This window comes from Kitasatospora sp. NPDC032150, from assembly GCF_055579945.1.
Genome location: NZ_JBVIMH010000030.1, coordinates 1 through 14433, shown reverse-complemented (window position 1 = coordinate 14433; position 14433 = coordinate 1). Strand labels below are relative to the sequence as shown.

General features: G+C 70.6%; 9 protein-coding genes. 5 read left to right on the top strand and 4 right to left on the bottom strand.

Annotated elements, in window-relative coordinates:
* Positions 1–162: 162 nt before the first annotated feature.
* From dxs to ACZ5ON_RS27795, 4 genes are all read left to right on the top strand, one after another.
* Positions 163–2088: a 1-deoxy-D-xylulose-5-phosphate synthase gene (gene dxs / locus ACZ5ON_RS27810; RefSeq protein ID WP_465598342.1), complete on the top strand. Its 1926-nt coding sequence runs from the start codon at positions 163–165 to the stop codon at positions 2086–2088.
* Positions 2089–2225: 137 nt separating this feature from the next.
* On the top strand, positions 2226–3812 hold the full coding sequence (locus ACZ5ON_RS27805; protein WP_465598339.1) for an ArnT family glycosyltransferase: 1587 nt from the start codon (positions 2226–2228) through the stop codon (positions 3810–3812).
* Between the two features lie 260 nt (positions 3813–4072).
* Positions 4073–5116, top strand: coding sequence for a CDP-alcohol phosphatidyltransferase family protein (locus ACZ5ON_RS27800; protein WP_465598522.1), 1044 nt, complete (start codon positions 4073–4075; stop codon positions 5114–5116).
* 6 nt (positions 5117–5122) lie between these two features.
* Positions 5123–9538 (top strand): bifunctional glycosyltransferase/CDP-glycerol:glycerophosphate glycerophosphotransferase, encoded by a 4416-nt coding sequence (locus ACZ5ON_RS27795; protein WP_465598336.1) that lies wholly within the window; start codon positions 5123–5125, stop codon positions 9536–9538.
* Here the strand turns inward: ACZ5ON_RS27795 and ACZ5ON_RS27790 are convergent.
* From ACZ5ON_RS27790 to ACZ5ON_RS27775, 4 genes are read right to left on the bottom strand one after another with little or no spacing between them, the layout of a single operon-like run.
* Entirely contained in the window at positions 9535–10866 is a 1332-nt protein-coding gene (locus tag ACZ5ON_RS27790; RefSeq protein ID WP_465598333.1) for a phosphodiester glycosidase family protein, read from the bottom strand. The two genes, ACZ5ON_RS27795 and ACZ5ON_RS27790, sit on opposite strands and share 4 nt — an antisense overlap.
* Positions 10867–10877: 11 nt before the next feature.
* A complete protein-coding gene (locus tag ACZ5ON_RS27785) occupies positions 10878–11576 on the bottom strand; it encodes a peptidase inhibitor family I36 protein (RefSeq protein WP_465598330.1) in 699 nt (232 codons plus the stop codon).
* 14 nt (positions 11577–11590) lie between these two features.
* Positions 11591–12349 carry an Ig-like domain-containing protein gene (locus ACZ5ON_RS27780; RefSeq protein WP_465598327.1) on the bottom strand — a complete coding sequence of 253 codons (759 nt, stop codon included), beginning with the start codon at positions 12347–12349 and terminating at the stop codon, positions 11591–11593.
* A 43-nt stretch (positions 12350–12392) separates the two neighbouring features.
* The gene (locus tag ACZ5ON_RS27775) at positions 12393–13136 is read right to left on the bottom strand and encodes a rhamnogalacturonan acetylesterase (RefSeq protein ID WP_465598325.1); all 744 of its coding nucleotides are present in this window, start codon (positions 13134–13136) and stop codon (positions 12393–12395) included.
* Positions 13137–13391: 255 nt separating this feature from the next.
* On the opposite strand from ACZ5ON_RS27775, the gene ACZ5ON_RS27770 reads away from it, so the two are divergent.
* Positions 13392–14318, top strand: a complete 927-nt coding sequence (locus ACZ5ON_RS27770) for a rhamnogalacturonan acetylesterase (RefSeq protein ID WP_465598322.1) — start codon at positions 13392–13394, stop codon at positions 14316–14318.
* Positions 14319–14433 lie beyond the last annotated feature (115 nt).

Genomic DNA, 14433 nt, shown 5'->3' with positions numbered 1-14433 from the left:
GCTCGGATGTGCGGAAGGTGCACGGCCCGTCGCGGAAGTCCGAGTTGTGGACATTAGACTCGACCAGCCGGACGTGACGGTACCCGCCGAGCGCGCCGGTACAACGGGCAGCGAGGCCCGCCGGGCCCGAAGGCCTGAGACCCTTTGAACGAGGAGGAACGGGTGGCCCTGCTGACCCGCATTCGGGGACCGCGCGATCTCGACCGGCTCACCATGCCGCAGCTGGGCGCGCTGGCCCAGGAGATCCGCGGCTTCCTGGTCGAAGAGGTCTCCAAGACGGGTGGCCACCTCGGGCCGAACCTGGGTGTGGTGGAGCTCACCATCGCGCTGCACCGGGTCTTCGACTCCCCGCGCGACCGGATCCTCTTCGATACTGGCCACCAGAGCTACGTCCACAAGCTGCTCACCGGCCGCCAGGACTTCTCCCGCCTGAAGATGAAGGGCGGCCTCTCCGGCTACCCGTCCCGCGCCGAGTCCGAGCACGACGTGATCGAGAACTCGCACGCGTCCACCGTCCTCGGTTACGCCGACGGCCTGGCCAAGGCCAACAAGATCCAGGGCCACCGGGACCGCCCGGTGGTCGCGGTGATCGGCGACGGCGCGCTCACCGGCGGCATGGCCTGGGAGGCGCTCAACAACATCGCGGACTGCAAGGACCTGCCGGTCGTCATCGTCGTCAACGACAACGAGCGCTCCTACTCGCCGACCATCGGCGGCCTGGCCAACCACCTTGCCACGCTGCGCACCACCCAGAACTACGAGCGCTTCCTGACCTGGGGCAAGGAGGCGCTGCAGCGCACCCCCGTGGTCGGCCAGTCGCTGTTCGACACCCTGCACGGCGCCAAGAAGGGCCTCAAGGACTTCATCGCCCCGCAGGGCATGTTCGAGGACCTCGGCCTGAAGTACATCGGCCCGATCGACGGCCACGACCTGCAGGCGCTGGAGTCGGCCCTCACCAAGGCGCGCGGCTTCGGCGGCCCGGTGATCGTGCACTGCATCACCGAGAAGGGCCGCGGCTACCACGCCGCCGAGCAGAACGACGAGGACCGCTTCCACGCGGTCGGCGTGATCCACCCGGAGACCGGTCTGCCGATCAAGAGCGCGGGCAAGGACTGGACCTCGGTCTTCGGCGAGGAGATGGTCGCCCTCGGCCGGGAGCGCAAGGACATCGTGGCGATCACCGCCGCGATGCTGCACCCGGTGGGTCTGGCCCCGTTCGCCGAGGCGTTCCCGGACCGGATCTTCGACGTCGGCATCGCCGAGCAGCACGCCGCGGTCTCCGCCGCGGGTCTGGCCACCAACGGCCTGCACCCGGTGGTCGCGGTGTACGCGACCTTCCTGAACCGGGCCTTCGACCAGGTCCTGATGGACGTCGCCCTGCACAAGCTCGGCGTCACCTTCGTGCTCGACCGCGCGGGTGTCACCGGCACCGACGGCGCCTCGCACAACGGCATGTGGGACATGTCGATCCTGCAGGTCGTCCCCGGCCTGCGGCTCGCCGCGCCGCGCGACGCCGACCAGGTCAGGGCCCAGTTGCGCGAGGCCGTCGAGGTCGGGGACGCGCCCACCGTGGTCCGCTACTCCAAGGGCACGGTCGGGCCCGCCGTCCCGTCCCTGGGCCGGATCGGCGGCATGGACGTGCTGCGCGAGCCCCTGTCGTCCGACTCCTCGGCCGGGTCCGACGGCGACAAGCGCGCCGACGTGCTGATCGTCTCGGTCGGCGCGATGGCCACCGTCTGCCTGGAGGCCGCCGAGCTGCTGGCCGCCCAGGGCATCACCTCCACCGTGGTGGACCCGCGCTGGGTCAAGCCGGTGGACGCCGCCCTGCCGGGCCTGGCCGCCGAGCACCGGATGGTCGTCACGGTCGAGGACAACGGCCGCACCGGCGGCGTCGGCGCCGCGATCGCCCAGGCGCTGCGCGACGCGGACGTGGACCTGCCGCTGCGCGACTTCGGCATCCCGCAGGAGTTCCTCGACCACGCCAAGCGCGAGGAGATCCTGGCCGAGATCGGCCTGACCGCGCCGGACATCGCGCGCAAGGTCACCGAGGCGGTGGCCCGGCTGGACCGGGTCACCGTCGAGGCCTGACCCCACGCCGGAACGGACGCCCGCCGTACGGGGCCCGACAGCCCCGTACGGCGGCGTGACGAAGGACACTTCCGACCGGTCCGCAGGCGCCCCACCACGTACGGGCATATCGGACGACTGTCACATGAGCTGACTGAATGGCGGGACCAGCGCCACCCGAGTCGGTCCCGCCGGGTAGTTTGTCACCTGTGCTTGACTCCCCCACCCGTGTGGCACCGCCCGCCCGTCTGACCGACCGCCCGCACCGGCGGCTGCTCGGGCACGTCCGCACGGGGTACTGGACCAGAGTCGTCCCGGTGCTGGCCCTACTGGCGGTGGTCACCCACGTCCCGTCCTTCATCCGCCCGGTCTGGAGCCCGGACGAGGGCTACCTGGCCACCCAGGCCAGGATGCTGGCGGGAGGCGGTGTGCTCTACGACACCGTGGTCGACCGCAAGCCCCCGCTGCTGCCCTGGCTGTACGAGGCGTGCTTCGCGGTCTTCGGCTCGCTCTCGCTCTGGCCGCTGCGGGTCCTGGCGATCGTGGCGCACCTGGCCACCGCGATCCTGCTGGCCTCGCTCTCGCGCGGCCGCTGGGGCAACCGCGCCGGTGCCTTCGCGGGGGCGCTCTACCTGCTGATCTCCATCGGGCTCTCCCCGGAGGACACCCAGGCGGCGACCTTCGAGGTCTTCATGCTCCCGGCCATGGTGGCCGCCTTCCGGTACGCCGAGCGGCGGCGCTGGCTGGCGGCCGGCATCGCGGTGGCGCTCTGCTCGCTCACCAAGCAGACCGGCGGGGCGGTGCTGATGCCGGTGCTCTGGATGCTCTGGCAGGACGCCCGGCACCGCGGGGTGGCCTGGAAGTCCGCACTGGCCAAGGTCTGCTTCGGCTTCGCGCTGCCGATAGCGCTGGTCGCGGTGATCCTCACCAAGCCCAAGGGCTTCCTGTTCTGGGTGGTCACCGGCAGCGGCGACTACGCCTCGCTGGACGGCGCCTGGCTGCAGATGCTCGGCCGCGCCCTCGGCAACGCGGGCATCCTGCTGGCCGCCGCGCTGGGCTTCCTGGCCCCGGTGGGCCGCCGGCTCTGGCTGAGGTACCGCGGCCGCCCGGTCCAGGCGCCGGTCGGCCAGGAGCACGGCTCGACCGGCGACCTGTGGGTCTGGCTGCTCTCCTCGGTCATCGCGGTCTGCACCGGCTTCCACTTCTTCGGCCACTACTACCTGCAGCTGATGCCGCCGCTGGTGCTGCTCGGGGTGGGCGCGGTGTGCACCTCGCGGATCCGCTGGCGGCCGGTGCTGGTGTACACCACGGTCGCCGCGACGGTGTTCTGGGGCCTGGCTCTGTTCTGGCCGGGCCAGAAGATGAACCACACCACCGAGGTCGCCACCACCATCGCCGAGCAGACCACGCCCAAGGACAAGGTCCTGGTCTGGGGCATGCACCCGGAGCTGTACTGGCTGTCCGACCGCAAGCCGGTCACCCGCTACCTGACGGCGGGTTTCCTGACCAACTACAGCGGCGGCAAGGACACCGCCCAGAACGTCGGTGAGCAGTACAGCGTCGCCGACGCCTGGCAGACCTTCGATCAGGAACTCTCCGCGGGACTGCCCGAGGTGGTGGTGGACGACTCCGGCCACGCGCCCTACCAGCCGGTGCTGGTACCGCGGATCGAAAGTCTGCTGGACAGCAAGTACGAGGTCGTGGCGGTGAACGCCGACACCGTCATCTACAGGCTGAAGAAGTGACGAATCGCCCGTATCGGGCAGCTGATGGTGCGTGACCATTCCTTGGCAATGCCGTATTCAAGCGGACATCGCCGCCCGGTAATCTGTTCATGAGATCATGCTGAACTCATGGCGCCAGACCCAGCGACCCACACCGCGATCCCACGGGGCCAGCACGAAGTTCTAGGAAGGGACCGTGGCAAGCGGTGGCGTTGGCCGGTGACATGAACGACGACTCCTCGGAGGCGCGGGTGGCGGGGCGGGGCTCGCACCGCAGAACCATGACCCTCGACGAGGTCAAGGACCGCACGCTGAAGAAGCGCGACGCCTGGTGGACCGTGGTCCTGGTGGACCCGGTGGCCACCCCGCTGGTCCGCTGGGTCGCCCGCCACACCCGGATCACCCCCAACCAGATCACCTGGGCCGCACTCTTCCTCGGCCTCGGCTCGGCCTGGCTGTACGCCCTCGGCGACCGCACCTCGCTGCTGCTCGGCGCCGGCCTCTACCACCTGAGCTTCATCCTCGACTGCATGGACGGGAAGCTGGCCCGGCTGACCGGCAACGGCAGCATCTTCGGTGCCTGGCTGGACTACGTCTTCGACCGGATCCGGGTCGTCGTCTGCGCGCTCTGCCTGATGGTCGGCCAGTTCCGCGCCAACCCGACCGAGATGTACTTCTGGCTGGCCATCCTGGTCATCTTCCTCGACATGATCCGCTACGTGAACGCGCTGCAGATCTACAAGATGCGCCAGGGCATGCGGAAGAAGCTGGAGACGGTCAGCGGCGGCAGCACCGCCGGGGTCAGCGGCAAGTCGCTGCTCTTCATGGAGGACCTGCTCCGCGACAACCCCGAACTCGACACCGCCCAGCCCGAGATCGTCCAGGCCCAGGTGCTGCTGGAGACCCAGGACGCCGAGATCGTCGACCTGCACCAGGGCTTCCGGAAGAACTTCCCCTGGTACATGAGGGCCCGCAACTTCCTCAAGCGGCACCGCATCCGCACCCACCTGATCAGCGGCATCGAATTCCAGATGGGCGTCTTCATCGTCGCCCCGCTGGTCGGCCGGATCGGCCAGGTCACCGTGGCGGTCTCGGTCGGCCTGGCGCTCTTCGAGTTCGCCATCCTCTACAAGTTCTGGCTCTCCACCAAGGACTTCGAGCGGACCATGGCCGACATGGCCCTGCGCAAGCGCCGCCGGGACCTGGAGATCGCCGCCGGCCTGCGGAAGGCGGACCGGACCGAGCAGGAGCAGGGCAAGAAGCCCGTCCGGTCGTTCCAGGCGGAACAGGACGTCCCGACCGTGTCCCTGCGTACCATCCGGTGAGCCGCTTTGCACAGCAGTACTGAGTACGTGACGTCCCCCTCCCCGGCCGTCTCGGTGGTGATCGCCGCCTACAACGCGGCCGGTACGGTCGGCCGGGCGATCCAGTCGGCGCAGCTGCAGACCCTGGACGCGATCGAGATCCTGGTGGTCGACGACCACTCCCAGGACAACACCGTCGAACTGGTCCAGGGCTTCGCCCAGGCCGACCCGCGGATCCGGCTGATACCCCGCCAGGCCAACAGCGGCGGGGTCGGCGCGCCCCGCAACGACGGCGTCGCGGCGGCCACCGGCACCTATGTGATGTTCCTGGACGCCGACGACGAGCTGCCCAACAAGGCCTGCGAGGACCTGCTGGAGTCCGCGCTGCGCACCGGCGCCGACCTCACCGTCGGCCGGGCGGTGCGGGTCAACGTGGAGACCGGCGAGCCCAAGGTCTGGGCGGCGGACCTGCACGCCGACCCGGAGGAGCGGCGCTTCGCCGGCATCCGGGACTACCCGGACCTGCTCACCGACCCGATCGCCGCGGCCAAGCTCTACCGCCGCGAGTACCTGCTGCGCGGCAACGTCCGCTTCCCCGAGGGCGTGTTCTACGAGGACACCCTCTTCTCCACCGTGGCGTACGCCTGCGCCCAGGGCATCGTCATCATCCCGCGGCCCGTCTACCGCTGGCTGTACGAGACCAGCTCCGAGACGCCCTCGATCACCCGGCGGCTCGGCGAGATCCGCAGCATCGCCGACCGGGTCTGGGTGCACCGGCAGGCCGACGAGTTCCTGATCGCCCGGGGCGCGTACGACCTGAAGATCCGCAAGGACCTCAAGTTCCTCGCCCATGACCTGAAGCTCTACATGGGCGCGCTGCGCGCCGGTGACGACGAGTACCGGGCCGCCTTCCAGCAGATCACCGCCGAGTACCTGGAGACCATCAGCCCCGAGGCGTACGAGCGCTGCGGGGTGATCGAGCGGATCCGGGCCTACTGCCTGCGGCACGGGCTGCTCGACGCGGCGGTCGCCACCGCCGACTACGTCCAGCGCCGCTCGGTGGTCTCCAGCGACGTGGTGGAGCGCGACGGCAAGGTGTACTGGACGGCGGCCGGGCTGCACCTGCCGGACGCCGAGCACCACCTGGACGCCACCCTGCTCGGCCTGCACACCGCCGCGTTCGCCGACGCCAAGCTGTTCAACCAGGTGGTGCACTTCCAGGTGGACGGCCAGCGGGTCGAGCTCGCGGGCGAGATCCACAACCAGTTCGGCCGGATCGGCGCCAAGGACCAGCTCACCCTCAAGGGCATCGTCCGCAAGGGCAAGGGGGTGGCCTACGAGTACCCGGTCGAGCTCTTCTCGGTCGACACCCGGGTGATCCGCTACCGGGCCGCACTCGACATCGAGGAGGTCGGCCGGGCGCTGAAGGCTGGCGGCCGCTGGAACTTCCTGATGCAGGTGCTGTGGAACGGCAAGCGCCACACCACCGCGCTGTGCATCCGCGGGCACGAGATCGGCGAGTACCGCTTCGAGGTCGGCAAGGCCCTGTTCGAGGCGTACGAGACGGTCAGCGGCAACCTGTGCATGCGCACCGCCGCCGAGCACCTGGAGCTGGTCGCGGCGCGCAAGCGCTCCAGCGTGGACTGGCAGTGGTTCACCCGTGAGTCGGGCGTCCCCGCGGTGCCCGAGCAGCCGGAGCGGTACACCGCGGCCATCGTGGTGCCCTGCCACAACGCCGAGGCCACCCTGCTGGACTGCCTCTGGTCGATCGGCGTGCAGCGCGGCATCGAACGGGCCCAGGTCATCCTGGTGGACGACGGCTCCACCGACGGCACGGCCGGGATCCTGCAGTCCTTCGCCGCGTACCGGTCGAACGTCACCGTGATCTCCCAGGCCCGCCAGGGCGCCGGCGCGGCCCGCAACGTCGCCCTCGGCAAGGTCAACGCGCCCTGGGTGATGTTCGTGGACGCCGACGACGTGCTGGCCAGGAACGCCCTGCACAACCTGCTGATGGCCGCCCGCGAGGACTTCGCCGACGTGGTCATGGGCGACGTCGCGCAGTTCCCGGTGCAGTCCACCACCCCGCCGCCGTGGCAGCGCTACTTCGGCAACGGCGACCGCACGATCAGGAACCTGACCGACACCCCCTTCCTGCTCTTCGCCGACGGCATCGGCGGCAAGCTCTTCAAGACCCTCAAACTGGCCGAGTACGGGCTCCGCTTCGGCGAGGGCCTGCACTTCGACGAGGCATGGCTGGCGCTGCCCGCCCTGCTGCGGGCCCGCAAGATCAGCCTGGTGGACCGGACCGTCTACCTGGAGCGGATGGAGGAGAAGCGCGGCTCCTTCCTGGACTCGCCGTGGAACCACCCGCAGCGCTCCCGCGACCTGCTCCAACTCCACCTGGGACTGCTGGCGTTCACCGAGCAGGACGAGCCCAGGGTCCGCGAGACGGTCTTCCGGATGGTGGTCCGCAACTACCAGCCGTACCTGCGCAGCCTGCACCGGATCATGAGCCGCCCGGCGCTGGCCGAGATCTTCCCGGCGGTCTGCGCCCAGTACGCGCCGATCCCCGACGAGTTGATCAGGCAGTACGCGGTCCAGCCGCAGTCCCGGCTGCTGCACTACGCCGCCAAGACCGGCCTGCTGGACGTCTTCCGCGATCCGGCCGAGCAGCCGGTGGACCGTCCGCAGCTCTACGCGGACGCCGACGGGCTCTACCGCCAGTTGGCGGGCGCCCAGGGCGAGTCCGGCCTGCTGCGGGTGGACAAGCAGAGCGCGATCCTGGAGGCGGCCGAAGTCGCCGGCGGGGTACTGCACCTCGAGGGCCTGCTCTCGATGACCGGCGTGGACCTCGCCGAACCCCTGCACAACCGCCTTGAACTGGTGCTGCGTTCGGACCGCGGAGAGGTCGCCGCACCGCTGGAGCAGGACTACCGGCGCGACCGCTGGCACGTGCGCAAGGAGAAGGACCTGTACGCGGGCTTCCACGCCCGCCTGCAGGACGGCCACCTCGCCCAGGCGGGCCCGGGCCGGCAGGAGCTGTTCGTACGGATCAACGACGGCGACGGAGAGCACCGGGTGGACATCCCGGTCACCGCGCGGATGTCGCTGCACCGCTACAAGGGCGTCCACCGGATCAGCCGGCGCCGGTACGAACTGACCGTGGACGCGCACGGCACCGTCCGCCTGAACGTCCTCGCCCGGTCGGCCTTCGGCCGCGCCCCCGGTGCGCTGCGCCGCGGCGCCCGCCAGGTCCGCTGGAGCCTGCCCGGCCGCACGGGCTGGCGCACCAGGCTCGGCTACTGGCTGACGCACCCGCTGCTGCACCACCGCAACATCTGGATCATCGGCGAGCGCCAGGACACCGCCCAGGACAACGGCCTGCACTTCTTCCGCTGGATGCGGAAGAACAAGAAGCGCCGCAACGCCTACTACGTGATCGAGCGGACCAGCCCGGACTGGGGCAAGGTCAAGAAGTACGGCAACGTGCTGGCCCACGGCTCCTTGCGGCACCGGCTGTACATGCTGCACGCCACCAATCTGATCAGCCCGTACGACCTGGAGGCCTATCTCACCCCGCGCGGCACCCACAAGCGCGCCTACCTGACCACCTACGGCGACCTGCTGCGCTACAAGCGGGTCTTCCTGCAGCACGGCGTCATCTACAACGACGTCTCGCAGTCCGCCCAGCGGCACGTCACCAGCGTGGACCTGTTCATCACCTCCGCCGCCGCCGAGAACCGGTACATCGCCGAGGAGTTCGGCTACGGGCCGGGGCGGATGGCGCAGACCGGGCTGCCGCGCTTCGACGCGCTGGAGCAGGTCCGCAAGGACCGGCGGATCCTGCTGATGCCCACCTGGCGCCGGGACATCGTGGCGCCCTCCTACAACCGGGCGGCCCAGCCGAAGATCCCCTTCGCCTCCTCGGAGTACTACCGCTTCTTCTCCGAGTTCATCAAGCACCCGCGGCTGCTCGCCGCACTCGAGCACTTCGGTGTGACGCTGGAGTTCTTCCCGCACTACGAGATCCGGCCCTACCTGCACCACTTCAGCACCGGCCACCCCTCGGTCGAGGTGGCCGACCCGGCGACCCGGGACGTCCAGGACGCCATCAAGGAGTGCTCGCTGATGGTCACCGACTACTCGTCGGTGTTCTTCGACGTGGTCTACATGGGGACACCGCTGATCTACGTCCCGTTCGACTTCGACGAGTTCTACAGCAAGCACTACCGGCTCGGGTACCTGAACATCCTCACCGAGGGCTTCGGCCCGGCCTGCCGCACGGTCGAGCACGCGGTCGACGAGGTGATCGCCTCGATGGCGGGAGGCTTCGTGATGCAGAGCCCCTACCGGGAGCGGGTGGAGGCCTTCTTCGGGCCCCGCGACACCCGCAACAGCGAGCGCGTCTTCAAGGCCGTCGAGGAGCTCAACCGCCGCCGTTAGCCCTGGCCCGAGGGCGCCCGGTGCTGCACCCCGTACCCGCCCCAGGTCACCTGCACCATGTCGGAGACCGGGCGCTCGAAGCCGTCGGAGGGCCTGTTGACCAGGGCGCCGCCCACCACCAGGGTGGTGGAGCCGCCACCGTCGATGTTCAGCGCGTCGGTCGCGTCCAGCGCGGCGAGCAGGTCACCGAGCTGGTTGTAGTCCATGCCGGGCCGGTCGTCGTCGGCGTCGACGGTGACCAGCAGCACCTTGCCCTCGCCGTCCACGCCGACGACCGTCCTGGCGTGCCGGTCGCCGCCGGAGCCGCTGTAGGTGCTCTTGCCGTCCTGGCGCATGATCAGGCGTCCGGAGACGGCGTAGAGCGAGCGGCTGAGCGGGATCTCGTCGCCGAACCGGAGGTCGGTCACCTTCTCCGTCACCGTCAGCGAACTGCCCACCCTGGCATGGGCGGTGAGCCAGTCGGCGCCGGCGCCGATGCCCTGGAGCACCTTGCCGCCGGGCGGGATGTCGGTGCCGCCACGCCCTCGGCCCAGCGAACGCACCGTCCCGCCGCGGTCTACCACGACCTCCACGCCCGGGTCGTCGGCGCCGTCGGCCTCCGAGCCCTCCAGCGGCCCGGGGGTGGGGATGCCGTACTCCGGGGTGAACAGCACGATCTCGTCGTCGTTGGCGAAGACCTGGGTGTCGGGCTTGGCCTCCAGGTCGCCCTGGAAGCCGACCAGCAGGTTCCCCTTGCTGGAGACCGGGCGCTCCCAGGGGATCCGGCCGGGGTGCCGGTTGATGCCGTGCACCTCGGTGCTGGCGCCGCCGACCGAGACCGCGATGTCGGTCTTCAGGGTGGTGATGTACGGCCGGCCGTGCTGCATCAGCAGCACACCCCCGCCGCTGGCCTCGCTGAGCAGCACGCCCTGCTGGACGGAGACGCCCTCCGGATCGCCCTCGGGCAGCCGGTACTTGTTCAGCAGGTCGTCGTCGAAGAAGCTGCCGTTGACCCCGGCAGCCGGGCGCGGGAGGAGGGTGGGGTCCCCGAGCGCCTGGCTGACCTTCTTGACGGCGCCCGACGCCGCGCCGACGCTGCTGCGCAGGGTCAGTGGGGCGGTGTCCGGGTCCATCCGGAGCACGTTGACGGCGGCCCAGGTGTGCTTCCCGCCCGGGTAGGTGGTGCGGGTGACCCCGGGCGCCACGGTCGTGACGGCGGACGGCTGGCCCAGCACGCCGGCGGCGTCGGCGTGCGCCCGCCCGGAGGGCGGGGTGAAGATCAGCGCGGCCGCCGTCGCACCGGCCAGCGCGAGGCGGCGCAGCCCGTGTGGTCGGGAGCTGGTGCGCATCCGGTCCTCCGTCAGCACTCGGAAGGGTCGTCGACCAGCCGGTGCGAGCCGACGGCCGTCTGGTACGGGGCACCCAGGGTGGTGCTGCTCCCGGGCGGCACCACGAAGGAGTCGTAGTGCTGTCCGTCCTGTGCCGTCCACTGGCCGCGGTAGCCGGGAGCGGGGTAGAGGCAGGCGGTCGAGACGGAGCGGTTCCAGACCGAGCCCGCGCCACCGTGCCAGTCCGAGCCGTACTCGGGCGCGGCGGCGGCCCAGTACTGCATCGGCCCGCGCCCGCTGGGTTCCCGGAACAGGCAGAACGAACGCTCGGGGCAGCGCTCGTAGTCGCTGAGACAGCCGGCCTGGGACTTCGCGGCCTTGATCGAGGCGACCGAGGGCGTGACGGAGCCCTTCAGGTCCTGCGTCCCACCCGGAGGGACCTTGCCGACCCGGCCCCCGAAGGAGGGCTTCTCGTACAGGCAGGCCCAGTACTGGCTGCTGTTGCGCACGGTGCGGACCGGTCCGCCGGAGCCGGTGAGGTCCTCACGGGCTGCCGGGGCGGACGCCGTCAGGAGGGTGCCGTCCTTGCCGCCGTAGAGGCAGAAGCTGCCGGCCGGGCACCGTGCGGTGCGATCGGGCTGGGTGGAGTACCGGACGCCGACGTAGGCGCAGATCAGTGCCAGCAGGATCGCCACGACGCCCGTGACGGCTCTGCGAGAGGGGGTGGTCACGTATGGGTTGCTTCCTACCCCACCGGGTATCCGGACGCCGCCTGCCCCGCGGGGGCGGCGAGCATGCCCGGAGTCTCGTAGGGATGGCCGACGAAGACGGTGATCTCGCCCCGTGCGATCCGGTGCGCGGCGTCCTCGACCGTGTAGAACAGCCGGTCGTAGCCGATGAAGCCCTGCTCGGGGTAGTAGGTCACGGTGCCGTCCGGCGTGACGCCGATCATGCCGTGCCTGGGCGGGGAGACCCCGATCAGCCGGGCGGCGGGCGCGAGTTCGGCGGCCAGCACCGGCAGGACCCCGGTGCTGCCGGGGGTGACGATCAGCAGTTTCGGCGGTGCGACCACCGGACGCAGTCGGTAGGCGACCTGGCCGAACGCCCGGCAGCCGCTCAGCTTCTGCCCCTCCCGGGCGATCACACCGGCGGAGACCGTGGGCATCAGCACGCCGTCCGGCGCCACGTTCTGGTTGACGACCAGGGAGAAGGTCGCGCTCCGGGGGGTGTTGGCGGTCGTGTACGTGGCGTAGCGGCTCTGCTTCTCCAGATGACCGAGCCCGCGGACGCGCTTGACGGTGGCGACCTTGTCGTAGGACTCCTCCATCAGGTAGCCGTAGAAGCGGAAGCCCGGGCCGACGGGGTTGAGGGTCAGCGTGAAGTCCACCTGCTGGCCGGGCAGCAGCGGCTGGGCCGGGTCGGTCTCCGAGGTCAGGTCGAGCGTCACGGACAGCTCGTGGTGCTGCTGGTGCACCGCCCGGACGCGGGATATCAGGTGTTCCATCAGCCGGCCCCTCCCGAGAGCCGTGCCGGAGCCTGCCGGGCGCTCACCGCGCCGCCCCGGTCTGAACGGTACGGGCCTTCACCAGGGCGTCGTGGGTCTCGTCGTCGAGCCAGCCCATCGCCTCCGGCGGGAACTGCGGCTGCTCCAGGTTGATTATCCAGTGCGCGGGGACGATGCCCCGCTCGGCCAGCGTCCTGGCGACGAAGCGCGAGCACTCGATGGCGCCGACCGGCCGCAGGTGGGTGTTGTCCTCGATGCCCTCGGGGTAGTTGGGGGACTCGCCGGGCGCGAGGAAGAGGAAGATGCCCTTGGTGCCCTCCGGGCCGAGCTGGGACCACCAGTCGAGGCTCTGCGCGTACAGGTCGATCAGCGGAGTGCAGGTCTGCGCCGCCAGCTCGCGCATCGCCGCCGGGTAGTGGCCCAGCGCCCAGTTCAGGTTCCCGTGGCTGTCGAAGCCCCGGCGCTCGTGGCTGGTCACCAGGACGGGGTGGGCCAGCCGTTCGCGGGCGCCGTCGATGTACAGGCGCAGGTAGTCCTGGTAGCTGGTGAACGGCTTGGTGTGCCGGCCCGCGTCGGTCTTCTCGTCGATCAGGCCGAAGGAGACCAGCAGGTAGTCGCCGGGCATCAGGTGGTCGAGGATCCACTGGAGCCGGCCGCGGTCCGCGAAGCTCTTGGAACTCGCCCCCGGGCGGGAGCAGTTGACGACCTCGACCTCGGGGTGGACGAAGAGCTGCAGGGTCTGCCCCCATCCCGTCATCGGGATGAAGCTGGCCTGACGGGTTGCCATGCTGGAGTCACCCGCCAGGAACACCTTGGGTGGGCGTGGCCCTCCGTACTGCATGACCGTCCTTCTGCGCGGTGCGTACCCGTCGCGCTCGCGTGGTCGCAGCCGGGTAAATAGTGGGCAAATAGACCGTCACTCTAGCCGACCACCCGGTGGTCGTCCATGAGTTCGGGCACCTCGCGGCGGGCCGGTCCGATCCTGCTCGGAACGGGCGGGTAGGCTCCGGCAGTCGACGGCGGTTGAGGAGAGTGTGGTGCGGTGGCTGGCTGGAGGCCCGGTAGGGCGCAGGTGATCGGTGTGGTGGCCGCGCTGGTCGCGGTGGTGGCACTGGTGTGGGGCGGCACCCTGCTGTTCGGATCGGACGGCGGCGGGAAGAAGGGCACGGCCGGTGGCGCGGGCACCGATCCGGCGGCGACCGACCCCGCGGCGGGCGATCAGCCCTCGGCACCCGCGAACGGCTCCGGCGACCTGCCCCGGATCTACATCGCCGGTGACTCCACCGCGGCCACCTACGTGCCCAAGTTCGCGCCCCGGACGGGCTGGGGCGAGGCACTGCCGGTCTTCCTGATCCACGACAAGGTCGGTGTGGAGAACTGGGCCAAGGTCGGGGCGAGTTCCAAGAGCTTCGTCGACGAGGGGCGGCTGGCCAAGATGCTGGCCGAGATCAGGAAGGGCGACTACCTGCTGATCGGCTTCGGCCACAACGACGAACGGCCCGAACCGATCGTCCACACCGACCCGTTCGGCAGCTACCAGGACTACCTGCGCAAGTTCGTCGACGGCGCCCGCTCCAAGGGCGCCATCCCGGTCCTGGTCACCCCGGCCGAGCGCTACCACTTCGACCGGGCGGGCCGGATCACGCCCTCGCACGGGGAGTACCCGGCGGCCATGCGGCAGGTGGCCACCGAGGACGAGGTGCCGCTGGTCGACCTCACCACCCTCAGCACCGCACTGTGGAACGCCCACGGTCCGCAGGGTGCCCTGAACGACTTCCTGTCGCTGGCGCCGGGCGAGTCGCCCAACTACCCCAAGGGCGTCCAGGACAAGACCCACTTCAAGACGCACGGTGCGATCGAGCTCGCCCAGCTGATCGCCAAGCGGCTGTACGCCGAACACGTCCTGCCCGCCGAGGACTTCCAGGGCCTGGAGCGCACCGACGTGCCCGACTCGGCCCTGGCGGGTTGAGACCGACCGGAAGAACGGCCGTGGGGGGGGGGGGGGGGGGGGGGGGGGGGGGGGGGGGGGGGGGGGGGGGGGGGGGGGGGGGGGGGGGGGGGGGGGGGGGGGGGGGGGGGGGGGG

Bases quoted from the DNA above. Each gene is read 5' to 3' on its own strand.
- ACZ5ON_RS27805 (WP_465598339.1), top strand. From the start codon at position 2,226: ATGGCGGGACCAGCGCCACCCGAGTCGGTCCCGCCGGGTAGTTTGTCA.
- ACZ5ON_RS27780 (WP_465598327.1), bottom strand. From the start codon at position 12,349: ATGGAACACCTGATATCCCGCGTCCGGGCGGTGCACCAGCAGCACCAC.
- ACZ5ON_RS27775 (WP_465598325.1), bottom strand. From the start codon at position 13,136: ATGGCAACCCGTCAGGCCAGCTTCATCCCGATGACGGGATGGGGGCAG.
- ACZ5ON_RS27790 (WP_465598333.1), bottom strand. From the start codon at position 10,866: ATGCGCACCAGCTCCCGACCACACGGGCTGCGCCGCCTCGCGCTGGCC.
- ACZ5ON_RS27800 (WP_465598522.1), top strand. From the start codon at position 4,073: ATGACCCTCGACGAGGTCAAGGACCGCACGCTGAAGAAGCGCGACGCC.